The organism is Bacillus cereus group sp. MG1 (assembly GCF_040460035.1).
Taxonomy (GTDB): Bacteria; Bacillota; Bacilli; order Bacillales; family Bacillaceae_G; genus Bacillus_A; species Bacillus_A cereus.
On sequence record NZ_JARVGY010000001.1, the window covers coordinates 878,934 to 904,001 of the forward strand.

Below are 25,068 nucleotides of genomic sequence, written 5' to 3' on the forward strand. Positions count from 1 at the left end.
CTCATTAGTATAAAACGTTACTATGTATGTATCCCATTATTAGATTCGTAACGATTAGCCAAAAAGCTCCCCAATTGTATACAAGTGGGGAGCTTTCCTTCATTCCTATTATAAACCTTCTGGGTTTAAAATGAGGACCACTCGTCCATCACCGAGAATCGTCGCACCAGAGAAATAGTTAGAACTCTCTGCAAAGAAGTCACCTAATGACTTTAAGACTATTTCTCTTTGACCGATAATTGTGTTTACAATAAGTCCATAGCTGCGATGTGTGTTACGAACAATTAACACAGGAACCATTTGACCATCATATGACGCAAACGCCTCATCTACTGTTTTTTCACCAAATACAGTACTTAAATGTTTCACTTCAATAATTTGATTACGATAATTTAATACATCTTTTCCTTGTAAGGATTGGATGTCTTCTCTCTTAATTCGAATTGCTTCAACGATATTTCCAAGAGGTAAAGCATAACGCTTATCATTCGTTTGAACAAGCATAGATTGAATAATAGATAACGTTAATGGAAGTTCAATTCTAAATGTACTTCCCTTTCCTTCCTCAGAATCAATAATTAAATGTCCACCTAAACTATGAATCGTATGTTTTACAACATCTAATCCGACACCGCGTCCAGAAAGATCTGATACAACTTCAGCTGTACTAAATCCCGGTTGGAAAATAAGATCAAACACTTCACGATCTGTTAATCTATTCGCATCCGCTTCAGTTACAACGCCATTTTTAATCGCTTTTTCTAATACTTTCCCTTTATTAATACCGTTTCCATCATCCGTAATTTGAATAACGACATGATTTCCACTATGAAAGGCTTCTAATTTAATCGTACCTGTCTCATTTTTACCTGCATCACGTCGTTTTTCAACAGTTTCAACACCGTGATCGATTGCATTTCGAATTAAATGAACGAGCGGATCGCCGATTTCATCAATAACAATTTTATCTACTTCAGTATCTTCACCTGTAATTTGTAAATCGATTTTTTTCCCTAAATCTTTCGCTAACATACGTACCATACGCGGGAAACGATTGAACACAGTTTCAATCGGCACCATACGCATATTTAATAGTACATTTTGAATATCTTTTGAAATATCGCCTAATCGATTTAAATGTTCAATTAGCTCCTTGTTTTGAATCGTTTGAGCCAATTCATCAATGCGCCCACGTTCAATTACACTTTCTTCAAACATATTCATTAATCTTTCGATTTTCTCTAATTGAACACGAATTGAACGATTCTCCACTTTAGCATTTTTCGTTTTTGTAGTACTTTTAGCTGGCATAGTACTTGAAGGTTGATTCGTTGCCTCTATCGGTGAGTTTACTTGCGTAACCACAGCAGGTTGTAGCTTTTCTTCTACTTGCACAACTTCTTGTGTAACGACTTTTTTAGAAGCTACTTCCTTCGATATAGGTTCTCCTTGCTTTACTTCCACTTTCTCAATTTCAGAAACATGAAGTACTACTTGTTTCAATTCTTCTATACTACAATCAGTATCCATAAATACTGTAAATTCAAATCCGAAAGCATCTGCTTCAATTTCTTCAATACTCGGAGCTGTTTTTTGTATATTCCCTACATTTTGCAATGCTTCAATACACATAATAGCACGTACCGCTTTTAAAATTGCTTGCTGTTCAACTGTTATATGCACTTCATGCGAAACTGCATCATCGGTGTCTATATGATTTTGCTCTATATGTTCCGTAGGAGTTTCTACATTGCCGTTCAATAATGCTTCTAATTTCTGTTTAGTTGAGGCTACATCATTATTGCCCATTCCACCTTGTTGCACATCTGCAACCATCTTCTCCAAATTATCAATGCACTCAAAAATCACATCAATAATATCCGCATTTACAACTATATTTCCATGACGAATTTCATCTAACACATTTTCCATCTTATGCGTTAAATCAGCCATTTCCGTAAATTCCATGCTCGCAGACATACCTTTGAATGTATGAGCGGATCGGAATATTTCTCCTACAACATCCATATCAGCAGGATTTTGTTCTAACACTAGCACATTTTCATTTAGCGACTGTAAATGTTCTTCTGACTCTTCGAAAAATATATTTAATAGATCTGTTTGCATTTTTATCCCCTACCTGTCTAACAAACATTTCATTTATGTATAACAATTTAGTGTTTTACAATGAGAAAAAAGGGGGCCACACGTCGATCCGCTATCACTGTTTTGATTCCTTGTGGCACCCCTTCTATATTAACTATTTGCTACTTTTGTTAAAGCTTCAATTACACGATCCGCTTGGAATGGCTTTACAATAAAGTCTTTTGCCCCGCCCTTAATTGCATCTAATACCATACCTTGTTGTCCCATTGCAGAACAAATAACAACCTTTGCACTTGAATCAATTTTAATAATTTCTTTTAATGCTTCAAGCCCGTCCATTTCTGGCATAGTAATATCTAATGTTACAATATCAGGTTGAAGTTCTTTATACTTTTGAATTGCTTCTACCCCATTCTCTGCTTCGCCAATAACTTCAAATTCAGCATTACTTTTTAATAAGTTTTTAATCATCGTTCGCATAAACATCGCATCGTCTACTACTAAAATTTTATGTGCCATTCTTTTTAATTCTCTCCTTCTATGTATAAATATATCTTAATATTTCACCTTATCATTCTCACTCATTATACAAAATAAAATGATAAAATTTAATATTTTTTTAAAAGAATTTTCGTGTTTTTATTATTTTATTATTAAAATAATAATATACTACTCTTTTATATAAATAACAACGCGACGGTTTTTTTCCCAGTTTTGCGGTGAATCATTTGGTACAATTGGCTTTGTGTCTGCATATCCTACCGCAGCTAGCCTTTTATCGTCCACATTATACACTTCAATTAAATGGTGAATCATATTTGCCGCTCGTGCTGAAGATAACTCCCAATTAGAAGGGAATTTCTCGTTATGAATAGGTCTACTATCTGTATGTCCCTCTACAACAATTGGGTTAGGTACGGATTGAAAAAATCCAACTAATTGACTTATTATCCCTTTCGCTTCGGGCTTAACGTTCGCATCGCCTGTATCAAATATTAAATTATCTACTATAACGACGCTTACCCCTGTATCCTCTCGATATACATTCACTTGACTAATACCATTATTATCTACATATGCTTTTAACTTCTTATATAATTCATCCATTCTCTTTTTTGAAATCATTTTTTCATCATTTTTTTCATGTGAAATATCCGGTATTGTATTTTCCATTACTTTTGCATCTACTTGCCCCGTATCACTAAACTTTTCAAGCATCTTTGACAATTTTACTGCATCTTGCTTTGATGTAGCAACTAGTAATACAAAGAAAGTTAATAATAACATCGTTAAATCTGTAAAAGTCGTCATCCAACGAGGCGATCCCTTTTGCGGTCCTTTACTCATCATACCACTCCTTGAAATATTAGGCTGCTCCTTTTACCTTTTTTACCTTTGTTTCGTATACGTATGTATCCAGTTTCAACTTTAATTTAGAAGGGATTTGTCCACGATACAATTCTGAAATTGCTTCTATTACAAACTTCTTCTCTGTATATAAATCTTCAATACCACGATATACTTTTTCCGCAAGAGGGATTGCAATCATATTCGCAAGTACAGACCCATATAATGTCGTTAACATCGCAACTGCCATTCCTGTACCAATTTGCGATGTATCTTGTAAGTTTTGGAGCATAATGATAAGACCGATTAACGTACCAATCATTCCCCAAGCTGGAGCAAAATCACCAATTTTATCTAATAATGCTGCTCCTTTTCTTAACTCATACACTTCCGTTTCAATATCTTTCAATAACACTTCTTTTAATTCATCTTCATCGTAACCGCTTAACATTAATCGAATTCCTTTTTGAATAAAAGGATTGTCTACTTGCTCTCCATCTACCTCTAAAGAAAGCAAGCCGTTCTTTTTAGACTTTTTCGAAAAATCGACAAACAAATCCGTTAACTGTTCTAAATCTTCTTCTCTTCTATGTAAAACAGTAAAAATGCTTTTCGTATATTTTTTTATTTCTCCAAATCGATATGCCACAACAATTGTCGCTGTTGTTCCCCCTATGACAATTAAAATAGATGAAATATCTAAAAAGTTTTTGAAAGCTTTTATTCCACCGCCACCAAGCATAATTGCCGCTATCACTATAATGAAACCTACTATAATGCCCACTGGGCTAGAAATATCAAACTTCCTTTTTCTTCTTTGTGGTCTAGCTAATACTTGATTTTTCTCTCCCATATTTCTGCCCTTTCCTTTCCATTTTTATATAACATTTTTTTATTTTAATAATACGTTTTCACATATAACATGTATTATACGCTTATCATCTGTTTATCGCAATATACTCATAAAATTGACACATTTCATTTCTATATTAGAATTATGGTATGAATAAATGAGGAGGATCACGATGGAACACAACATTTTACAAGTCATTGCATTAGCAGAAAAACTAAAATATGAAATGCGACATAGCTGGCTTTCCAACGGACGTCAAGAAAGTGTTGCCGAACATACATGGCGGATGTCTCTAATGGCCATTTTAGTTGAACCTTATTTGGATCAAAAAGTAAGTATTGAGAAATTACTTAAAATGGTTATTATTCACGACCTAGTCGAAGCCGAAGCTGGTGATATTCCTGCTTTTGATACAATGAATAGTCACGAATTACAGCTACAAAAACAAAAAAATGAACTGGAGGCTATTTTAAATATTAAACAAACGTTAACAGGTTCTCTCGGCGAGGAATTATATGACTTATGGATGGAGTTTGAAGCGAAAGAAACGTACGAAGCAAAAGTTGCTAATGCACTCGATAAACTTGAGGTAAAAATTCAGCATAACGAAGCTGATATTGATACGTGGCTACCAATTGAACATAAAATGACGTTCCAAGTAGCAAAGCATACAAACTTTGATTCTTTCTTATCTAAATTACAAAAAATTATTGAACAAGATGGAGAAAAGAAGTTAATTGCTGCCGGCATTGATGTTGAGGCATGCAAGCAATAATGAAATAAGACACTCAACAAGAGTGTCTTATTTCATTATTGTTGATATAGCCTGCTTATAAATAAGCTGTTGTTTTCCATCCACTAAGATTAAAACTGTAAATTTATCCACTCCAACAACTTCTCCTATTATTCTAACGCCACTCTTTAAGAAAATTGTCACTGTACCTTTTTCTTCTTTTATTTGTTTATACAATTCTTCCTGTAAATGTTCCAATTACTGTCCTCTCCTTTCTGTGAAACATCTTAATATAAAAAACTATAAATTTTTTATTTATGCACTTTGTCTTTTATGTTCATAAACTTATTAATAAGTATATCTAAATCACGACTAAATAACAAAACTTTATCATGATCCAATCCGTGTCTCGCAACAAGTTGAATTAACTCTTTCTTTTTGTTTTCTATTTTATTTTTTAATTGTCCCATCTCCATCTCTATACTAAAACTCCCTTTTCCCATAATATTACTTGTAAAATTATAGTACATATTCTCTCATAAAAAAATAAGAAAATGGTTTTTTTTACAATTTTTTATTTTTTATGCCTAAATTATGAATTACGTAAAGGTTTATTTACAAATCACTAACATGCAATCCTAATGAATCTACAGGCATTTGTCTAATTATAAATGAGACTGGCTCGTTTTCTATACAAAAAACATACTGTATATAGTAGTCCATGAACCATATAGATTAACTTACTAAAAAGGAGGAAAACATATGAGTTATGGTGGAAGTTGCGCTGGTTTCGGCGGTGGATTTGCTTTGCTTATCGTACTATTCATCCTTCTAATCATCATCGGATGTAGCTGTTGGGGTGGCGGCGGATACGGATATTAATATATCCTATCCTTGAAAAATGAACTAAAAACTATAGAAAAACAGCTCAAATATGAGCTGTTTTTTTTCATACTTTCGTATGAATTTATATCCCTCTTATTTGCGATTTCAACTAGCAACATATTGTTTACTATGGAATAAGAAACATTTTTACTAAGGGGGATTACAATGATTAGAGGTCTTTACGAAGCACATTTACCTGTCCGCAACTTAAAAGTATCAATACCTTTTTATGAATCACTAGGGCTAAAATTATATAAAAGAGGAGATAATATTGCTTTCTTTTGGATTAAAGAAAATGAGAGTTGGCTCGGCCTTTGGGAAGGCACAGAATACAAAGTGAATTATCACCCCTCTTTACGACATATCGCCTTTCAAGTAAGTTTACATGATTTAGAAAATGCGATTCATTGGCTAAATCAAAAAGGAATTTCAGCACGAAAAGACTTTGGAATGGAACCAATTGAACCGATTGTTTTTCCGGAATTAGCACATGCAGCCGTATACTTTAACGACCCTGATGGAAATAGTTTAGAATTGATTGCACAATTACCTGTTGGACTTCCCACAGCGGAAAAAGTGTATTTAAGTGAGTGGAAAGAACAAATTCAAACATCGTCATTACATAAGGATTAATCTATTTATGTCAGTTTCTTATTCCACACTTCTTAAAACAAATAAAAACTTCAATAAACTATTTTATGGGCAAACATTAAGTGTACTTGGGGATTGGTTCCATACGGTAGCTTTATTAACATTTGTCTACAGCATAACGGAATCGCCGTTTATGATCGCACTTACTTTTATAAGTAAAAGTTTACCACAGCTTCTTCTTAGTCCATTCATAGGCGGAATTGTAGATCGTTTCTCTAAAAAGAATATTATGATTTTTACCGATATTACACGGGGAATTCTAGTCCTTACATACTTACTCGCAGGCTATAAAATTGAGATTATTTTCATTGCTAATATATGTTTATCTGTACTTTCTTGTTTATTTGAACCGGCTAAACAAGCAACCCTAAAAAATATCGTACACCAAAATCATTTCGTAACTGCTAACTCTCTTTCTAGTACAATTAATGGTTTTATGTCTATTATGGGGGCTTCTTTGGGCGGAGTAATTGCACAATCTTTACATATTGAGTTCGCTTTTTTAGTAAATAGCCTATCATACTTTATTTCAGCCTATTTTATTTATAACATGAGTATTCCTGCTCATGATACTTGTAACAAGAAGAAAGCATTTTTCACTGATATAAAAGGTGGTTATACATACATATTACAAACAAAAATCATTTTAACATTAATTCTTGTCGGCATTTCATGGGGGATTATTGGAGGTGCTTATCAACTACTTCTAACGATCTATGCCGAAAAAATTTTCCATACGAACATTGGGATTTTATATACGGTTCAAGGGGCTGGGCTTATGATAGGAAGCCTTCTCGTTAATCTTTATATATCCCATAATAAAGAAAAAATGAAAAAAGTATTCGGTTGGGCCTACTTATTACAAGGAATTTTCTTTCTCGGATTCATTCTATCCGATCAACTTATTATCGGTATCATTACTTTATTCTGTATGCGCATAGCAGGAGGAATCATCGTTCCACTTGATACGACATTACTTCAAACTTACACACACGAAAATATGATAGGTAAAGTTTTTTCATTCCATTATTCCATTTACGGATCTCTTATTCAGTTATCGATGTTTTTTACAGGAGGGCTGTTAGAAATTCTTTCTCCTCAAATGATTGGCTGTTTATTAGCTACATGCTGTATTTTTGTAAGTTTTATATGGCTGTTCTTGTTTTATCGCGGGGATCTCAGTGAATAATTTAATGATAATCAATACATTTTGATCCCATTCATTATTTGTTTCCCCATAATAAAATTGTTTAAAAATACAAGTCAGATTTTTTAGTTAAAGAGCCTTATATGGCAACACTATTTGAGAAAAAACTAGATATTTATGTTAAAATACAAATAAGTTTGTGAAACATTGCACTTAAATAATAGACTTTAACTAGTTAAACTTGATTAAATAGGAGGGCTGTTTTGGGTATCACATTCTTTTTCATATGTATTATATTAGTGGCTTCTATTCTGCAAGCAAGTACAGGTTTTGGCTTTTCCATAATGGCAACCCCTTTCTTACTTATGTTATTTCTACCACAAGAAGCTATACAAATAAACATTATTTTATCTTTAATTATCTCCATTTCACTCATTTGGAAAATAAGAATGGACGTTGATTTTGTTCTACTGAAAAGGTTTATTTTTGGAAGTATAGTTGGTGTTCCTTTTGGCATTTTAATTTTCATTTCCGTTAACATAAACACTTTTAAATTAGCAGTTAGCATCCTACTCTTACTATTAACATTGTTGCTAATATGCAACGTTAAGGTTAGATCAACACAATCTAGAGATTTCATAGCTGGCGGATTATCTGGTCTTTTAACGACAAGTATCGGTATGCCAGGTCCACCCCTGTTACTTTATTTTACAGGAACTAATACTGAAAAAGAGAAGTTAAGAGCAACTACATTAGCTTTTTATCTGTTTATATATTTCATTAGTCTAGTAACTCAAATACTCTTTACTGGCACAAACAAAACCATTTGGGAATCAAGTTTTTATGCCATTCCAATTGTATTTTTAGGTTTGTTTATAGGTCAAATTATTTTTAAATGGCTTAATCAACGGATTTTTAAAATATTTACGTACATTCTTTTAAGTTGTACAGGGGGTTATCTTCTTATTGAAAGTTTGAACTTGTTATAGAAGATGCTTTAGATCGTGCAATAACAGATATGTTCAAACGAAATTATTACTGTATTTTCCGGCGGGGTATTCCATATCAAAACTTAAATAACTTTATTGACAGTTTACAATTAGCAATAATATTTCTTTCATAAGGAAAATATTTCAAATCAAATACTAAATAAAACGATAAAAAGCGGCTATTATGCCGCTTTTACTTACTATTGGCATTTCATCCTCATTTTCTATCACTTTTGTAAAAAATTATTAATTTTTATTTCTATGTACATGATAACAAACAAAATACCTAAGTTCAGAAATAATAAACAACTTTCTGGCCTTAGGTATTTCTCCTTCTCAAAAAGGCAAACCTGCATCACAGGTTTGCCTCTTTACTCACTTCTTATTTAATCCTTTTTCACTTAAAAACTCTTTCATATGCATTCTTTTTTCTTTAGACATAAACGAACTCATTGATTCCGTCCATGTTACGTTTTTCTTGTTTGATAATCTTTCTTTATAATACGCGTTCATCGTTTCATCATATTCGTTTAGTAATTCATCATATTTTTGTTCATCATATCCATTTTCATGAAGAACTGCTGCTACTGGTAAACGTGGTTTAACTCCATGTTCTTCATCTGGTACACCGACTGTCATTCCGAATACAGGATATACTTTATCCGGTAAATGAAGCAGTTCACTCACTTCTCTCGGATTATTACGAATACCACCAATATAACAAATACCGTATCCTAACGATTCTGCTGCTAGTGCTAAGTTTTGCGCAAAAAGTGAAGCATCTACCGTCGCAACGATAAAGTCTTCTACTCCCTCATGCTTTATCTCTGTACTATGTTTTTCACATGCAATTTCAAGTCGTTTTAAATCTGCACAACAAACAAAAAATGCTGCACAGTCCTTCACATGGCGATTTCCGGATAGCTCTGCTAGTTTAGCCTTTAATTCCTGATCTGTTACATATATAACAGAATACGCCTGTACAAAATGTGATGAAGCTGCATGTTGCGCAGCATGCACCATCTTTTCTACTACATCTTTCGGAATTGATTCTTCTTTATATTTACGAACTGAAACATGTTGCTCCATCTTATGTATGATCTCATTCATGAAAATCACTCCTTTTTCTCTTCATAATGAAAAATTAACATATCTTTTTCAATTTTCACAACTTATAAGCACAAAAAGAGCAATTCTTTTTGAATTGCCCTTTTTTAAAACGTTTATCAATACGGTAAATGAAATTATAATTATCTTTTTACGTCGTTTTCAAAACTTTAATACCTTTTACGATATTCCAAATGAAGTAGTAAATTCCTACAAGAATGAACACTGCATATGTGATAGCCATTCCAATTCCAGCACCGTCAGATTGATTGAAACCTAAACCGTACATGCCTGATACTGCTAGTCCTCCAAATAAGATTGCGTATGGGAAAACATGTGACCAAAATGCTTTTTTCGCGTGATACTTCACTTCATCTTCTGCAACAAAGTACACGATAATTGGTAGTAAAAATGGTGCAAAAAAGATACTAAAGTAACATAACGAAGATAAAATATTATTTCCTTTCATCCGATTCACCTCTAAATAGTTTTTGTTACCTTCATTATGTCAGGAAATCATTCTAGAAACTATCGCTTTACCTTTCACGAACGTGACATATTTGTAAGATTTTCCTCAAACTAAATCCCGCCTGAGTTTCAGACGGGATCACTTTCACTATATTCGATTCATAAACCAATACTGTGTAATTGCTAAATATTCTCGTACATTCGATGGAATGATGATTGGTTTCGGTGTTTTTGCCGGAAGACCTTCTAATTGTAAACCTTGTTTGGCCGCTATTTTTTTCGCTCTAAACATGTGAAAATCGTTTGTTACGATCATACCTTTTTTCATATCGGCTGGAATTAACGGTTTTGAGAATGTAATATTCTCATCTGTACTCGTAGATTTGTCCTCCATTATAATGCGGTCTTCTGCGATATTTTGTTTTATTGGTCCTTGTTTCATTGCTAATGCTTCTGAAATGTCTTCGCCTTTTCCTTGTCCTCCAGATACGATAGCGATTGTTTTCTCATGTGATTTTAAATATTCAGCTGCTTTATCAATACGATATTGCAATGAATAAGATGGTTTCGTCCCATTTACTTTCGATCCTAGTACAATTATGTAATCAGCATCGTATGTTGCATTCATATGCCCATGCTTATAAATGTGATATTGTAAAAACCCCGCATACACGGCGCAAATCATTATAACAACTAAAATGCCCTTCATTATTTTCTTCTTTCTCATATTCATATACTCCTATTTTCTTTTACTTCCTTCATGATAATATCCATTTATTTGTTTGTATACAGACAAATTCCAATAAACCCTAATTTATCCTCTGAAAGGTAATATTTATATTACTTTCGGGAATAGTAAGTACAACTTTACACGAAGGAGTGTCTCTATTGCTTCTCTTTTTATGTAACGTGTCGTTCTTTTTCATCTTATTTTTGCTATCGCTTAAGTTACTCGGTAAATCCGCGTTAGCGCAACTAACTCCTCATGATTTTGGGGCTATAATTTTTTTATCTTATTTAGCTTTCCAGGCCATACCCGTCTCTGGTGCTTTACAAGCATTTCTCGGTATGGTTGTTATCACATGTTTACATTTACTCCTTACAAAATTAAGCCTATTCAACAAACTAAATCGTTTTATTCTCGGACACCCTATCATTTTAATTAAACATGGTGATATTATTTTTGAAAACTTACAAAAAAGTAGATACCCCATTGCAGAACTGCTTTCTAATCTTCGCGTTGCAGGATATCCAAGTGTTCATGAAATTGAATACGCTATTTTAGAAGCGAACGGCGCTATTAGTATTTTACCAAAAAGAGAACTTGTACCATTAACTCCAAAAGATTTAAACATAGATGTTAAGTATGCTGGATTACCAATTGCACTTATCGTCGATTCACAAATTCAATATGATAACTTAAAGTTAATACATAAAGATGAAAAATGGTTATATAAAGAATTAAAAGAAAAAGGAATTACAAATATTAAAAACGTTGCCTTTGCTTCTGTTCAAGAAACGGATGGATCTTTTGCTATTAGTTTAAAGGAATAAGAAAATCCCCTTAATTGCTTAAGGGGATTTTTTATCATATCGCTTCTTTCTCTCCTGCCATATTTAATGGAACAGGATGTTTCATACGATTCATCGTAAATACGATAATCGCTGTCATTACTTCTGCAACTGGCATAACGAGCCAAATTCCATTTATACCAAATAGTTTCGGCATAATCCATAACAATGGAATAATAAATAGTAATCCTCGGCTCATTATAATAAGTACTGATTTCTTCGTTTGTCGCACTGATTGGAAGTACTCTCCATACACAATGTTATAACCTAAAAATACGTATTGGATAAAGAATAAACTAATACCTGTTAAGGTTAACTCCAATAATTCTGGAGATTGAACATCAAATAAACCAATGATATATTTCCCGAAGAATAATCCGACAATTATCGCAACGCCTCCAAGGACAACTGCAATTTTCACAGCAAACTTCAATCCTTCACGAAGTCTCTCTGATAAATTTGCCCCGTAATGGAAACTAGCAATTGGCTGTAATGCTGCTCCAACACCAAAGAATAATAGTAATGTCATTGCATGAATACTATTCACCATCGCATAGGAAGCTACTCCTACTTCTCCTGCATATTGGACAAATGCGATATTAAAACCAATCGTTACGATTGCAACCGTACTTTCTGCTGTAAAACTTGGGAAACCAATCACCATAATTTGTTTGACAGTATCCCATTCAAAATGAAATTTCGTCCACTTTAAAATACTACTTTTTCTAAAGAAATGGGTTAATAATACAAGGAAACCAATCGCTGCCGAAAGAATAGTCGCTGAGGCAGCACCTGTTACGCCCCATCCAAAGATAAAAATAAAGATATAGTCAAACACTATATTTAATACAGCCGTTACAACAAGACCAGCCATTGCTAAATTAGGATTTCCATCATTTCGTATAAATGTACTTAAAATATTTTCTAAAACGTATATCATTCCAAATGTTAATAATACGTGTAAATAGTCTAACGCATATGGTAGAATCACTTCGTTTGCACCAAATAAGTATGCTAAATCTTCTATTCTCCATAAGCAAATCGCTGCTAAAATCCCTACGATAACAACTGCTACCGTCATTGATTGAGTAAAAATAGACCTTGCTCTTTCTCGTTTATTTTCACCTAATGCAATGGAGTATAACGTTGCCCCGCCCATTCCGATCCATAATGAAATAGAGAAGAAAATCGAAAAGGCTGGAATAGCCACGTTCACTCCTGCTAAACCGTTCGCCCCAACTCCTCTACTAATCATAACCGCGTCAATTACAATATTCACTGACATTAATACCATTCCAAGAACTGCTGGTATTAAATAAGAAATAAATAAGCTTTTAATTGGTTTTTCTCTTAATTTTTCTGTTGCTTCCATACTCTAATATGCTCCTTTTTTTCAACTCTCTTTTCTTAGTTTAAACCTTCAAGTAACTTTAAGGTCAATAGAGAATTAAAAAATAGGTGACTTAATTATCGCGTTTGATGCTCATTTGTAATTATACGAGTCCTATAACTTATTGCTTTGTTTTTTCATTATAGGAATTTGAATTTCTGTTACTTGCTCCTCAGGATCTTCTGTTACAGACCAATCAATTAATGCAATCTCAATTGCATCTCCACTTATTTCGTATCCTTCTTGATCAATATATTTCATTAGCTTCTTATATGTTTCATCAGTTTCTTCATATGGCCCATGATGATATACACAGGCAAACATACCTTCTTTAATTTCATCTGAACTCTGTACTTCAAAAGGCATATAATCCAAAAGAATAAATACACTGCTATATGCTTGAAACTCATTTTGCATTAACCCTTTTTTCGCAACAGTTACACCAATATCTCCAGAAAATAAGCTATCATCCATTTGCCTCATATTTTTTTGCAACGAATGAATGTAGTACTCAAACATATCATCCGTCGTATTCGGGGCAACCGCAATAGCTGTTATTTTTCGCTGCGGGATCTCTTTTATTACCATTTGTTCAGCTTTTGCTTTTGTTGCTTCCTTAATTAAATGAATTCTATGCTCCATTTTCGCCAAAGCATACTCAATTTCTCTTTGTTTCTTCAGCATCATCTCTTGTTGTTTTTCCAGTAAATTGAGTGCGTATGCTGGATTTCTTTCATCAATATATTTTTTAATTTCCTTTAATGGAATGTTTAATTGGCGTAAAAACTTAATCGTATCTAATAGTGAAAATTGATCGATTGTATAATAACGATAATTCGTTTGAGGATCAACAATGGACGGATGAAAAATTCCTTTTTCATCATAATACCTTAATGTAGATTCTGCGATATTATGCATTTTTGCCATTTCTCCAATTGTAAAACGTTTATTTAATAACATCTTTTATTTCCTTCCATTTCTATTTATTTCATTATATGTTCATTTTGTCTTCAAAACAAAAAAGAATTCCCATACGAGAATTCTTTTTTTACTATTAAACCTCTATTATTATAGGAAGAATCATCGGCTTTCGTTTTGTATTTGTATATATATACTTCCCTAACGCTTCTCTTACCTCCCTTTTCAAAATACCCCAGCTATTCACATTCTCTTTCTTTAAATTATTAATTGTAATAACAGCTAATTTATTTAATTCTCTTAAAAATTCTTCTGAATCACGAACATAGACAAATCCACGAGAAATAATATCAGGACCTGAAATTATTTCTCCATCCACTTTATTAAAAGTAATAACTATAACGAGCATTCCATCTTCTGAAAGTTGTTTACGATCACGTAATAATGCATTTCCAACATCTCCAATTCCTAATCCATCTACATATATATTTCCTGCCTGTATTCTTCTAGATTGAATTGCCACTTCATTACTTATATCTACAACATCTCCATTACGTACGATAAAGATATTTTCCTTTTCAATACCAATTGATTCTGCTAACAAACTATGGTGATGTAGCATTCTAAACTCTCCATGAATTGGGATAAAATATTTAGGTTTCATTAAAGTGAGCATTAATTTCAATTCTTCTTGATACGCATGACCAGATACATGGACTCCAGTAGAACTACCTGATCCATAAATTACTTTTGCTCCTAAAGCAAATAGATTATCTATAATTCTTGAAACGTTACGTTCATTTCCCGGAATCGGAGTCGCGGCTATAATAACCGTATCTTCTGGTAAAACATCAACTTGTCTATAGTTTCCACTCGCTAAACGCGCTAAAGCTGCCATCGGTTCTCCTTGACTTCCTGTACAAAGTATTGCAACCTGCTTTGGATCTAAACGATTTACCTCATTTGCTTCAATTAACATACCTTCTGGAATATGTAAATAACCTTTCTCTAGAGCAACTTCTACTACATTTACCATACTTCTCCCGAGCAAAGCCAATTTTCGATTTGTTTTTATGCAAGCTTCAACTATTTGCTGAACACGATTCACATTAGAAGCAAATGTAGAAATAATTACTTTTCTATTTGCTTTCATAAATATTTCCTCTACCCGTTCTCCTACTGACCTTTCTGATGGAGTAAAACCTGGGCGTTCTGCATTTGTGCTTTCAGATAATAAAGCTAGTACACCTTCACTTCCTATTTTAGCCATTTTATGAATATCAGGATGTTGATTATTTACTGGTGTTAAATCAAATTTAAAATCACCTGTATGTACTACAGTACCTTCTGGTGTATGAAAAACAATACCGAGACAATCCGGAATACTGTGGTTCGTTTTAAAAAAGGTTGCCTTAATAGAACCACAATCAATTTCTGATTCTGAATGAATAACGATTAATTCCGTATCATTTTGAAGATTGTGTTCCTTTAATTTAATTTCAATTAAACCTAACGTTAACTTTGTTGCATAGATTGGTACATTTAGTTGTTTTAAAAAATATGGTATTCCGCCAATATGGTCCTCATGCCCGTGCGTTACTACTAAACCGCGAATTTTTTCTTTATTTTCTTGCAAATATGTGACGTCTGGAATTATTAAATCAATCCCTAATAAACTTTCATCTGGAAATTTAGATCCACAATCAATGACGACAATATCATTTTCATATTGGATAGCATACATATTTTTTCCTATTTCATTTACTCCACCTAAAGCAACAATAGACAAGTTATTTTTTAATGAATTCAAATGATAAAACCTCCTTTTCACATTTATAATTCGTGAAATAGCATTTAGGCTTTATTATTTGTAATGAAAAAGGACTTCATACTATTTCATACATATAAAAATTCACACACTATTCTTATATGTATACCTCTAATAACACCGTCTCTCTCTAAAAAAGCTCCCATTTTTTCATTGATTTTTTGCAAAATATATTATATATTAATTACAGGTTCAAAAGAACTTGTAATCAGACCCTTTTGTTTAATGGGTTTTACATATTTTCATTAGGCAAATTCCGAGAAATCGTATGATAAAACTAAAAATGATGAGGAGAGGATCAGATGGAATTCGAATTTTTCTTTCAAATTGCACTTATTTTATTAAGTACAAAGCTTGCTGGTGATCTTAGTGTTAGATTAGGTCAACCTTCTGTACTAGGTAAATTAATTGTCGGTATCGTTATCGGTCCAGCTGTATTAGGTTGGATTGAAAATTCAGAGCTTCTAACTCAATTAAGTAATGTCGGGGTTATTCTTCTAATGTTTATGGCTGGACTTGAAACAGACTTAGAAGAATTAAACGCAAATCGTAATTCTTCTTTAGCAGTTGCACTCGGAGGTATCATTCTTCCATTCGTAGGTGGTTACGTTTCCGGCCTTGTTATGGGAATGGAACAAGGAAACGCTGTATTCTTAGGATTACTTCTATGTGCGACAAGTGTTAGTATTTCCGTACAAACACTTCGTGATTTAGGTAAAATGAAAACACGTGAAAGTACGACGATGCTTGGAGCCGCTGTATTTGATGATATTCTTGTTGTTATTTTATTAGCATTCGCAATGAGCTTCTTAGGCACTGATGATGTTAACTTAACAATGGTTATCTTGAAGAAAGTAGTATTCTTCGCTTCTATTATTTTAATCGGATGGAAAGGTGTTCCAGCAATTATGCGTTGGTTGTCACCACTGCGCGTATCTGAGTCTATCGTGAGCGCAGCTCTTATCATCTGTTTCTCATTCGCATATTTCGGCGAACTATTAGGAATTGCTGGTATTATCGGTGCTTTCGCTGCTGGTATTGCAATTTCTCAAACAAACTACAAACATGAAGTAGAAAAGAAAGTAGAACCAATTGCTTACGCTATGTTCGTTCCGGTATTCTTCGTTAGTATCGGTATGAATATTACATTTGACGGTATTGGCAATCAAATTTGGTTCATCTTAGCATTAACAGTAATCGCTGTATTAACGAAACTAATTGGTTGTGGTGTTGGTGCACGCATGACTGGATTTGATGCTAAGTCTTCTGCAATTATCGGTTCTGGTATGGTTTCTCGTGGTGAAGTTGCACTTATCATTGCAGGAACAGGACTTTCTTCAGGTCTATTGGCACAAGATTACTTTACAGCAATCGTTATTGTCGTTATTTTAACTACAATGATTACACCACCAATGTTAAAATACACTTTTGGTGCAAAAGATAAAGCAATGAAAGCAAGTAAATAAGTTTACTATAATAAAAGGAGATTGCTATTTTATAAGATAGCAATCTCCTTTTTGTTTTATCTTTAAACAATCTCGTTCTTTTTTAACCATTTTTCAAAAATAGTTCGTGCTTCTTCATCATTGATATCATTACTAAATGAATACACCTTAATACCATAATCATCTATATATTCACCCAGTTTCATTTCCTCCACTTTCTTATAAAAATCGTCTACCTCATAGTGCGGAAGATAAGCATCCCAAACTGGTTCATTTATTCTTTTGTACGCCGTCACTTCTAAATCATATCCGTCTTCATAATATCCGATGTGATAATGTTTGTTCGGATCATATTTATCCATTAAAAGTCCCCTCTACTAAACAAAAGCGAGCCTTATATTAAAGCTCGCTCCTCTCTCTATTTATTAAATACGTTCCATCGCCGTCTTCAACGTTCCAACAACAAAGGCAATTTCTTCACTTGAAATAATAAGCGGCGGTGCTAATGTTAAGACGTTATTATATCCTGCTGTCGTCATACCGTTTCGTCCTATAATAAGCCCTTTTTCTTTACAAGCATTTACGACACTTGCGATTTTGTCGTTATCAATTGGCTCTTTCGTCTCTTTATCATTTACTAATTCAATTCCAACTAATAGACCTTTTCCTCTAATATCCCCAACAAGCGGATGTTCCCCAATTTCATCTTTTAGTTGCTCTAATAAAAGGGAACCCATTTGCGCAGATCGCTCAATTAAATTTTCATTTTCCATAATATCTAAGTTTTTAAGGGCTAATGCACAAGCTGCTGGATTTCCACCAAATGTATTAATATGTCGGAAGAATTCATACTCTCCCTTCCCTTTAAATGCTTCATATATTTCTTTTTTCACAGCTGTTGCAGATAATGGTAAATATGCGCTCGTAATCCCTTTTGCCATCGTAATAATATCTGGCTTCACATCATAATTCATAAATCCAAATGCTTTTCCTGTACGTCCGAAACCGCAAATTACTTCATCACTAATAAGCAAGGCACCGTGTTTTTGACACGTTTCATGAACAGCTTTCATATAGTCTTGTGGTGGCATTAATATGCCCCCGCCTGTAATAATTGGTTCCATAATAAAAGCGGCAATTGTTTCACTTAATTCCCACGTCATAACACGATCGACTTCTTTCACACATTCTACATCATAAATATGCTGCCCTTCAATTTCAGGCATACGGTAACAATCCGGTGGTGTTACGTGTAAAAAGCCTGAAGCAAACGGTTCATATTGATATCTACGCTGCGCTTGTCCCGTCGCTGCCATTGTCGCCATTGTATTCCCGTGATACCCACGATAACGTGACATAAATTTATAACGATGTGGTTCACCTTTTTGCGCATAGTATTGTCTTGCTATTTTAAAAGCTGTTTCGTTCGCTTCTGAACCACTATTTGAGAAGAAAATAACATACTCTCCCCCAAGCCACTCATTTAATTTTTCAGCAAGCTTTATAGCTGGTTCATGAGATTGTGACATTGGAAAGTATGATAATGTTTGTAATTGCTTATAAGCCGCTTCTGCGAGCTCCTTTCTTCCATATCCACTATTCACACACCAAAGACCACTCATACCATCTAAATATCTTTTTCCTTGTATATCTTCAACCCAGCACCCTTCCGCTTTTGCCCCTACCATTGTACTATTTGGACTAAAGGGACGCATTCCGTGCCAAACATATTGCTCATCTTTTGCTAATAATTCATCAGTTTGCTTCGTTTTCATCATTACTTCCACCTTCCATAACAACTTATTTTTCACAAAAGCTGCGCTGGTGCCATGATGACTTAAATTTCTCCCTGCTATTTTCATTCCACAAAATTAAGACAAATCCTACTTACAAATCAGTAATATTTACAAGAAAATGACAAAAGAAAAAAGAGCTTTTCTTATCTATCGAAAAGCTCCTCTTTTATTTAATGTGAAGACGCATCACTAATACCGTGACCAGTATTAGATTTCACAAGAATTTCATCAAATTTTGCTGCATCTTCTTTCTTACTAGATAAAACAGTTCCTAAATATGCTGCAAGAAATCCGAGCGGAATTGAAATAATTCCTGGTGTCGTATATGGGAATATCGCTTCCCCAACAAAAATAGCTTTTCCAGCTACAGGGTTCCAAACATTCGGACTCAACGCTACGAGAACAATTGCTGATACGAGCCCTACAATCATACCGGAAATAGCACCCGTTGTATTAAAACGCTTCCAATATATTGTAAATAAAATCACTGGTAGATTTGCACTCGCTGCAACTGCAAATGCTAATGATACTAAAAATGCTACGTTTAATGTTTGGGCAAATAATGCAAGTATGATAGATAATATCGCTACTCCAATAGATGCATACCGAGCCATAGATACTTGCTCTTTTTCCGATGATTTCCCTTTGCGAATGATCTCATTATAAAAATCATGAGCGAATGCTGATGCTGCCGTTAATACGAGACCTGCCACTACAGCCAAAATTGTTGCAAAAGCAATTGCTGATACGAAAGCAAATAAGAAGTCTCCACCTAACGCTTTGGCTAATAAAGGTGCTGCCATATTACCCGCTGGGTTCGCTTTAATAATCGCTTCATTTCCTACAAACGCTGCCGCACCAAATCCTAAGAAAATCGTCATAATATAAAATGCACCAATTAACCATGTCGCATATACGACAGATTGACGTGCAGTTTTTGCATCACGTACTGTAAAAAAGCGGACAAGTATATGTGGTAATCCAGCTGTACCAAGTACTAGTCCTAAATTTAAAGAAAGTGTATCAAGGCCATCCTTATACTTTACACCTGGATTTAAAAATGAATCTTTTAATGGTGTAGCTGTTTTCATTTGGGCAAACATTTCAGTCACGCTGAAGTTGAATTTTGCGAAAACGATAACAGAAATAATAAACGTACCGGCCATAAGTAATACAGCCTTTACAATTTGTACCCAGCTCGTTGCTGTCATACCACCAAAAATAACATACACCGTCATAAGTGTTCCAACGATTAATACAGATGTCGTATATTCAATCCCTAATAATAATTTAATAAGTGCACCCGCGCCAACTAATTGTGCAATCATATAAAAGATAGAAATCGTCATCGTATTAAGAGCTGCAACTCCGCGAACTTTTTTCGCGTCAAAGCGTGCTGCAATCATATCCGCCAAAGTGTACTTTCCTAAATTTCTAAGCGGTTCTGCAACAAGATATAGTACAACTAAATAAGCAACTAAAAAACCGATACTATAAAAGAATCCATCAAACCCAGTTAATGCGATTGCTCCAGCTATACCGAGAAATGAAGCAGCAGACATGTAATCTCCAGCAATGGCCAGACCATTTTGCCAACCAGTTAATCCCCCTCCAGCCGTATAAAATTCACTCGCATTTTTCGTTTTTTTCGATGCAAAATAGGTTATGACGAGCGTACCAAGAACAATAATTAAAAATAGTGCAAATGCAGTAGTATTCAAGTTCAGCCCCTCCCTTTTTGCATATCTTGCAAAATTTTTCGGGAGATTTCATCAAATGATTCTGCTTTTTTGCTATAAATCATACATAGTGCCCATGTCATAATAAATTGGGAAAAAGCAAATACCCACGCCCATGTAACGTCTCCAAATGCAGGTGTATTAAGCACCTTTGAATACGATGTTAGAATAGGTAATGCGATAAAAAAACTAAAAAAGAAAATACTCATTGGAATGATAAACTTCTTTTTCGTATTTAATAACAATTGAAATTCTTCCGACTGAACGACCTCTGTATAATTCACCTCATTTTGCAACTTACGTGCTGACGTATCGTCTCGTTTCATTAACCGATCCCCTCTCTTACTTAAAATACACTTACCCCTTGCATACCTAAAGGCTAAATTTTATAAATATTCAGAAACTTATATTCATTTTAGACAATCCATGCATTCATGCAAAGATTTTTTGATAGACATTTTTCGGCAATTTCCCCTAAATTTTTAATATACTTTTTCAAAATAAAGTGACACCTTACTTATTTATCCTCATTAAGACAAAAGCAGTGCTTAACGCACTACTTTTGTCTTTTTTCCTTTTCTAAATTACGAGCCGTTTCGCTTAACTCAACATCTTTTCCGTCTTTAAGTGTTCCAAATATAAAATCGAATACTGGATTTGAAACACCAAACCAAAACTTTTCGTTTTTATAATGGTGTAATATATGTTGTTTTTTTAGCCATCTTCCAAACTTAGTGACGGGACGAATCGGTCTATGAGCAATATAATGTTTCCATTCGTAAACGAGCAGCATAATAATCATTCCGATTCCAAATGAAAGTGCAATAGTAACACTTTTTGTAATACCATATGCTATAAGTAAATATATAGTAAAACTAGGTATACTAAACCATACAGGTAAAAACAAAAGTTTTAAATCATCTGGATATACGTGGTGATCATAATGCAATCTTCTTAACATTTTTAATAGAAATGTGTTTTTAGGTGGCTTTATATGGAATAAAAAACGATGTGTCACATATTCATTAAGTGTATAGAAAACAATCCCAAACACACATGCTAACATGCCAAACCACGTAAAAAATTGCATTTTTAAAATAATAATGAAAATAAATAGAATGCTATACATAATAACAATATCATGTTGTAAAAAGAACTCTTTCCCCACTTTCTTCATCTTGTTTCCCCCTTTTCCAAAAAAACAGCCGCAACATATCGTTACGACTATTTCTTTTCTATTCTTATTCTATTCACTTTACAAATTTGCCTGTTGTTCTATTGCCGAGAAAAAATTGTTTGATCCAAATATATTTTGCTTCGGAATAATATGTTCCACTGCAAACACTGTTACTTCTCCTCTTTGCACTTCTCCAATAATGAGCCCAAATATTTCATGATTTACTGCAAACGTCGGTTGCTTTGTTTGTAACAATCTTGCAGCATTATGAAATACCGCTTCATATATTGGATTTCTATCAGTAATTTCTTTTCGGATTTTTGGCGCTAACGTAATTATAATTTCTTTTCCGTCAATAGTGGTTCGATACATAAAAATCTCCCCTTCAATCTTATGTGAACAACTGTAAAGCTTTGTATGCAAAATGTATAGAGTAACCTACTAAAATAATACCTGCTCCGGCTGTTATGTAGCCAAGCGCTTTTGGTTTTAATAAAGTTCTTCCAAAATGTACAGAAAAAGCAATATTTAAATTCCATAAAATAATACCAACAATAATGCAAAGACTGTACAAAAAAGCTTCTTGTTTCGTTACCTTCGTAAGTAATGAGCTAAGTGTACTTCCGTATATACCAAACCAAAAAACAAGATTTAATGGATTGGATATCGCAATTAAAAATCCTGCCATAAACGATTGCTTAAGGCCACCTACCTCTTCTTTTTTATATTCCATATTCGATTCGAAAATTCCTTGTTTTACACTTTGAAATCCTAAATAAAATAACAAGAAAAAACCCGTGCAATACATGAAGGCTTGTACATATGTATACATAAACACAGAAGATAAACCGAAATAAATGAGAAGCATAAATAAAACATCTGCAGTCATCCCACCAATTCCAACAACCCAAGCGTGCCAAAAACCACGTTCAATTCCTCGTTTTAACATTTCAATATTAATCGGCCCTACTGGCGCAGCTAATGATATACCTAATACGATTTGCTGTATAATTGCTCCAATCATCGCACTATCCTTTCTACTCTCTTTACTACTAGTTAATGATGTAATTTGAAAAAATAGACTAGCTTTCATAATAAAATACCCTTTTTTATCCAAAATATACAAAAGAGCCATCTAGATGATGGCTCTTACTTTTCTATCCTATGAAGAAAAGGACATTTCCCTTTTATTGGCTCTACATCATCTCCTATGAAATATTGTTTCCATTCACGATGCTCTGGGTCACCATAATGACTAATGTTAGGATGTTTCGGCAATTGATCCCACTTTTCAACTCGCTCACGGACCATTTGTCTTGAATATGCTCCTTTAGGACGATCTCCCTCTAATCCATCAAAAATAGTGCGTGGCTGAAACCCAATAACGAGAGAATTCCCTAAATGTCTAGTTTTTCGTTGTTTATAAGCTGGCGCATTTCCAAATGCGAATATTGGCTCACCACCAAATGAAAATTCCCATAAATAATGGTCTGGGTCTTCAGGAATTTGCTTTGGCCATGCTTGATTATCGTTTTCATGTAAATACTGTAACACTTTCCAAAAAGAATCACGGTAATATTCGAGTGATTGTTCTTCACATTCCGGTTCTACAAAAAGGAAAAAGCCCCTTCTTACAATCGGTCTCTCTTTCATTAACTCTAAAAAAGATAACATTGTATGCGGCAAATGACTCCAATCATTATGAGAAAGAAATGAATAACGAAGTTCATTCTTTTTCAAAGCTGTTAAACCGAAATAACATGGAAAAGTTGGTTCTAACACAACATTTGAAAAAATCTCAAATTCTTTTGCAACCCAATCCGGTATGTCGGTTCTCGTTCTCATTCCTTCATTATCTAATAAGTAAGACTTATTCATTCTTTCACCTCATTATGTATAGCATTCAATTAAGAATATTACATACTCGGCCTGTCCTATACCTATTTAAAAATTTGACTGGAAAATTATTTAAAAATACAAAAAAATAAAATCGCTTACTTGACTAAATTCTCCCAATTCGTGTATATTTAAATTAATCATTTAGCAGAATATTCAAGAATATAGCATTTTTAGTTTATATTATTTTTTTAATGAATTTCACTAAATGAAAATAGTAAACGCTTTTAGGAGGAATTGTAACATGCAAGGAAAAGTAAAATGGTTTAACAACGAAAAAGGTTTTGGATTTATTGAAATGGAAGGCGCTGACGATGTATTCGTACATTTCTCTGCTATTCAAGGAGACGGCTACAAAGCTTTAGAAGAAGGTCAAGAAGTATCTTTCGACATTACTGAAGGTAACCGCGGACCTCAAGCTGCTAACGTAGTAAAACTTTAATCCAACATATAACAGGAGGTTGCCTTACTTGGTAACCTCCTTTGTTATTCCTTTGTATATTTCCGTTTTACAGAGCAAAAACTATGTGAAATGCGCACTATACAAAGGAGGAATTATTAATGGGATCAGAAGTAAATGATTTTGAAGAAGTGAAATTCCGTGTAGAAACAGCACAAAAAATGGTAGGATCAGCAACAATTTCAATGGATCCAGATACATTAGAGCATGCTACTACTGCTGTAGAAGCAGCTCGCTCTCAGCTTGAAATTATGAAATCTGTTGCAACTGATTTAGATGAGCCATTTTTAATGAATGAGGAAAAGAAATTAAATAAATGTGAGCATCAACTAAACGAAGCAAGACACTAAAAAACATCCAGAGAATTTTCTCTGGATGTTTTTTCATGACAACTGTTCTCCATACTTTTTCAATGTTTCTCCAACTGTACATTGCCGTATACAAAATGAATGGGCATAATATTTACTATTTGTCTTTCGATTATGTTCTCGCAAGAAACATCCTTCACAATACGTTTCTAATAAGTCATTTACCTCTGTAATGAGTTGCTTTTTATCCACC

The 25,068-nt window shown here is 33.8% G+C and carries 30 protein-coding genes; 9 read left to right on the forward strand and 21 right to left on the reverse strand.

Annotation, left to right across the window (positions count from 1 at the left end; all coding sequences use genetic code 11):
• Positions 1-108: 108 nt before the first annotated feature.
• From QCI79_RS04330 to QCI79_RS04345, 4 genes are all read right to left on the reverse strand, one after another.
• On the reverse strand, positions 109-2,127 hold the full coding sequence (locus QCI79_RS04330; protein WP_021728664.1) for a chemotaxis protein CheA: 2,019 nt from the start codon (positions 2,125-2,127) through the stop codon (positions 109-111).
• Between the two features lie 129 nt (positions 2,128-2,256).
• On the reverse strand, positions 2,257-2,625 hold the full coding sequence (locus QCI79_RS04335) for a response regulator (protein WP_000940568.1): 369 nt from the start codon (positions 2,623-2,625) through the stop codon (positions 2,257-2,259).
• A 150-nt stretch (positions 2,626-2,775) separates the two neighbouring features.
• The gene (locus QCI79_RS04340) at positions 2,776-3,453 is read right to left on the reverse strand and encodes an OmpA family protein (protein WP_000033627.1); all 678 of its coding nucleotides are present in this window, start codon (positions 3,451-3,453) and stop codon (positions 2,776-2,778) included.
• Between the two features lie 19 nt (positions 3,454-3,472).
• A complete protein-coding gene (locus QCI79_RS04345) occupies positions 3,473-4,306 on the reverse strand; it encodes a flagellar motor protein MotP (RefSeq protein ID WP_000504185.1) in 834 nt (277 codons plus the stop codon).
• 172 nt (positions 4,307-4,478) lie between these two features.
• Between QCI79_RS04345 and QCI79_RS04350 the strand changes: the two genes are divergently transcribed.
• The gene (locus QCI79_RS04350) at positions 4,479-5,081 is read left to right on the forward strand and encodes an HD domain-containing protein (protein WP_000400780.1); all 603 of its coding nucleotides are present in this window, start codon (positions 4,479-4,481) and stop codon (positions 5,079-5,081) included.
• 27 nt (positions 5,082-5,108) lie between these two features.
• Here QCI79_RS04350 and hfq read toward each other — a convergent pair whose 3' ends face one another.
• Positions 5,109-5,297: an RNA chaperone Hfq gene (hfq, locus tag QCI79_RS04355; protein WP_000400664.1), complete on the reverse strand. Its 189-nt coding sequence runs from the start codon at positions 5,295-5,297 to the stop codon at positions 5,109-5,111.
• Between the two features lie 53 nt (positions 5,298-5,350).
• Positions 5,351-5,569 carry an aspartyl-phosphate phosphatase Spo0E family protein gene (locus QCI79_RS04360; protein ID WP_000291688.1) on the reverse strand — a complete coding sequence of 73 codons (219 nt, stop codon included), beginning with the start codon at positions 5,567-5,569 and terminating at the stop codon, positions 5,351-5,353.
• Positions 5,570-5,801: 232 nt separating this feature from the next.
• On the opposite strand from QCI79_RS04360, the gene QCI79_RS04365 reads away from it, so the two are divergent.
• From QCI79_RS04365 to QCI79_RS04380, 4 genes are all read left to right on the forward strand, one after another.
• Positions 5,802-5,921, forward strand: a complete 120-nt coding sequence (locus QCI79_RS04365) for a YjcZ family sporulation protein (protein WP_000120179.1) — start codon at positions 5,802-5,804, stop codon at positions 5,919-5,921.
• A 168-nt stretch (positions 5,922-6,089) separates the two neighbouring features.
• Positions 6,090-6,557 carry a VOC family protein gene (locus QCI79_RS04370; protein WP_000617953.1) on the forward strand — a complete coding sequence of 156 codons (468 nt, stop codon included), beginning with the start codon at positions 6,090-6,092 and terminating at the stop codon, positions 6,555-6,557.
• Between the two features lie 7 nt (positions 6,558-6,564).
• Positions 6,565-7,764: an MFS transporter gene (locus QCI79_RS04375; RefSeq protein WP_000117062.1), complete on the forward strand. Its 1,200-nt coding sequence runs from the start codon at positions 6,565-6,567 to the stop codon at positions 7,762-7,764.
• 221 nt (positions 7,765-7,985) lie between these two features.
• The gene (locus QCI79_RS04380; RefSeq protein ID WP_000513080.1) at positions 7,986-8,711 is read left to right on the forward strand and encodes a sulfite exporter TauE/SafE family protein; all 726 of its coding nucleotides are present in this window, start codon (positions 7,986-7,988) and stop codon (positions 8,709-8,711) included.
• Positions 8,712-9,086: 375 nt separating this feature from the next.
• Here the strand turns inward: QCI79_RS04380 and nfsA are convergent, their stop codons facing one another.
• The 3 genes from nfsA to QCI79_RS04395 form a co-directional block, all read right to left on the reverse strand.
• The gene (nfsA, locus tag QCI79_RS04385; protein WP_021728663.1) at positions 9,087-9,821 is read right to left on the reverse strand and encodes an oxygen-insensitive NADPH nitroreductase; all 735 of its coding nucleotides are present in this window, start codon (positions 9,819-9,821) and stop codon (positions 9,087-9,089) included.
• 148 nt (positions 9,822-9,969) lie between these two features.
• Positions 9,970-10,287, reverse strand: a complete 318-nt coding sequence (locus QCI79_RS04390) for a magnetosome magnetite crystal formation protein family (protein ID WP_021728662.1) — start codon at positions 10,285-10,287, stop codon at positions 9,970-9,972.
• A 147-nt stretch (positions 10,288-10,434) separates the two neighbouring features.
• Positions 10,435-11,013 (reverse strand): YdcF family protein, encoded by a 579-nt coding sequence (locus tag QCI79_RS04395; protein ID WP_021728661.1) that lies wholly within the window; start codon positions 11,011-11,013, stop codon positions 10,435-10,437.
• Between the two features lie 161 nt (positions 11,014-11,174).
• On the opposite strand from QCI79_RS04395, the gene QCI79_RS04400 reads away from it, so the two are divergent.
• A complete protein-coding gene (locus QCI79_RS04400; protein WP_000923922.1) occupies positions 11,175-11,840 on the forward strand; it encodes a DUF421 domain-containing protein in 666 nt (221 codons plus the stop codon).
• 34 nt (positions 11,841-11,874) lie between these two features.
• Here QCI79_RS04400 and QCI79_RS04405 read toward each other — a convergent pair whose 3' ends face one another.
• The 3 genes from QCI79_RS04405 to QCI79_RS04415 all read right to left on the reverse strand — a co-directional run bounded on the left by QCI79_RS04405 (position 11,875) and on the right by QCI79_RS04415 (position 15,976).
• Positions 11,875-13,230, reverse strand: a complete 1,356-nt coding sequence (locus QCI79_RS04405) for an MATE family efflux transporter (RefSeq protein WP_000388390.1) — start codon at positions 13,228-13,230, stop codon at positions 11,875-11,877.
• A 132-nt stretch (positions 13,231-13,362) separates the two neighbouring features.
• Complete coding sequence (locus tag QCI79_RS04410) at positions 13,363-14,208, reverse strand: MerR family transcriptional regulator (RefSeq protein ID WP_000925910.1); 846 nt, start codon at positions 14,206-14,208, stop codon at positions 13,363-13,365.
• A 94-nt stretch (positions 14,209-14,302) separates the two neighbouring features.
• Positions 14,303-15,976 carry a ribonuclease J gene (locus QCI79_RS04415; protein WP_001086704.1) on the reverse strand — a complete coding sequence of 558 codons (1,674 nt, stop codon included), beginning with the start codon at positions 15,974-15,976 and terminating at the stop codon, positions 14,303-14,305.
• A 320-nt stretch (positions 15,977-16,296) separates the two neighbouring features.
• Here QCI79_RS04415 and QCI79_RS04420 point away from each other — a divergent pair, with 320 nt between their 5' ends.
• On the forward strand, positions 16,297-17,460 hold the full coding sequence (locus QCI79_RS04420) for a cation:proton antiporter (protein WP_000393905.1): 1,164 nt from the start codon (positions 16,297-16,299) through the stop codon (positions 17,458-17,460).
• Between the two features lie 62 nt (positions 17,461-17,522).
• Here QCI79_RS04420 and QCI79_RS04425 read toward each other — a convergent pair whose 3' ends face one another.
• The 8 genes from QCI79_RS04425 to QCI79_RS04460 all read right to left on the reverse strand — a co-directional run bounded on the left by QCI79_RS04425 (position 17,523) and on the right by QCI79_RS04460 (position 24,029).
• Complete coding sequence (locus QCI79_RS04425; protein WP_021728660.1) at positions 17,523-17,801, reverse strand: DUF3986 family protein; 279 nt, start codon at positions 17,799-17,801, stop codon at positions 17,523-17,525.
• 63 nt (positions 17,802-17,864) lie between these two features.
• Entirely contained in the window at positions 17,865-19,214 is a 1,350-nt protein-coding gene (locus QCI79_RS04430) for an aspartate aminotransferase family protein (protein ID WP_031303648.1), read from the reverse strand.
• 191 nt (positions 19,215-19,405) lie between these two features.
• A complete protein-coding gene (locus tag QCI79_RS04435; RefSeq protein WP_001098233.1) occupies positions 19,406-20,956 on the reverse strand; it encodes a solute symporter family protein in 1,551 nt (516 codons plus the stop codon).
• A gap of 2 nt (positions 20,957-20,958) precedes the next feature.
• A complete protein-coding gene (locus tag QCI79_RS04440) occupies positions 20,959-21,300 on the reverse strand; it encodes a DUF485 domain-containing protein (protein ID WP_000817366.1) in 342 nt (113 codons plus the stop codon).
• Between the two features lie 230 nt (positions 21,301-21,530).
• Positions 21,531-22,151: a sterol desaturase family protein gene (locus tag QCI79_RS04445; protein ID WP_021728658.1), complete on the reverse strand. Its 621-nt coding sequence runs from the start codon at positions 22,149-22,151 to the stop codon at positions 21,531-21,533.
• 78 nt (positions 22,152-22,229) lie between these two features.
• Entirely contained in the window at positions 22,230-22,523 is a 294-nt protein-coding gene (locus QCI79_RS04450) for a hypothetical protein (RefSeq protein WP_021728657.1), read from the reverse strand.
• A gap of 19 nt (positions 22,524-22,542) precedes the next feature.
• Complete coding sequence (locus QCI79_RS04455) at positions 22,543-23,286, reverse strand: LysE family transporter (protein WP_031303649.1); 744 nt, start codon at positions 23,284-23,286, stop codon at positions 22,543-22,545.
• Between the two features lie 14 nt (positions 23,287-23,300).
• A complete protein-coding gene (locus tag QCI79_RS04460; protein WP_001043769.1) occupies positions 23,301-24,029 on the reverse strand; it encodes a YqcI/YcgG family protein in 729 nt (242 codons plus the stop codon).
• Between the two features lie 262 nt (positions 24,030-24,291).
• Between QCI79_RS04460 and cspB the strand changes: the two genes are divergently transcribed.
• On the forward strand, positions 24,292-24,489 hold the full coding sequence (cspB, locus tag QCI79_RS04465; protein ID WP_001161731.1) for a cold shock-like protein CspB: 198 nt from the start codon (positions 24,292-24,294) through the stop codon (positions 24,487-24,489).
• Between the two features lie 119 nt (positions 24,490-24,608).
• A complete protein-coding gene (locus QCI79_RS04470) occupies positions 24,609-24,857 on the forward strand; it encodes a DUF2564 family protein (RefSeq protein WP_000534392.1) in 249 nt (82 codons plus the stop codon).
• Positions 24,858-24,890: 33 nt separating this feature from the next.
• Here QCI79_RS04470 and QCI79_RS04475 read toward each other — a convergent pair whose 3' ends face one another.
• On the reverse strand, positions 24,891-25,067 hold the full coding sequence (locus QCI79_RS04475; RefSeq protein WP_000358801.1) for a zinc-finger domain-containing protein: 177 nt from the start codon (positions 25,065-25,067) through the stop codon (positions 24,891-24,893).
• Between the last annotated feature and the right edge of the window lies 1 nt (position 25,068).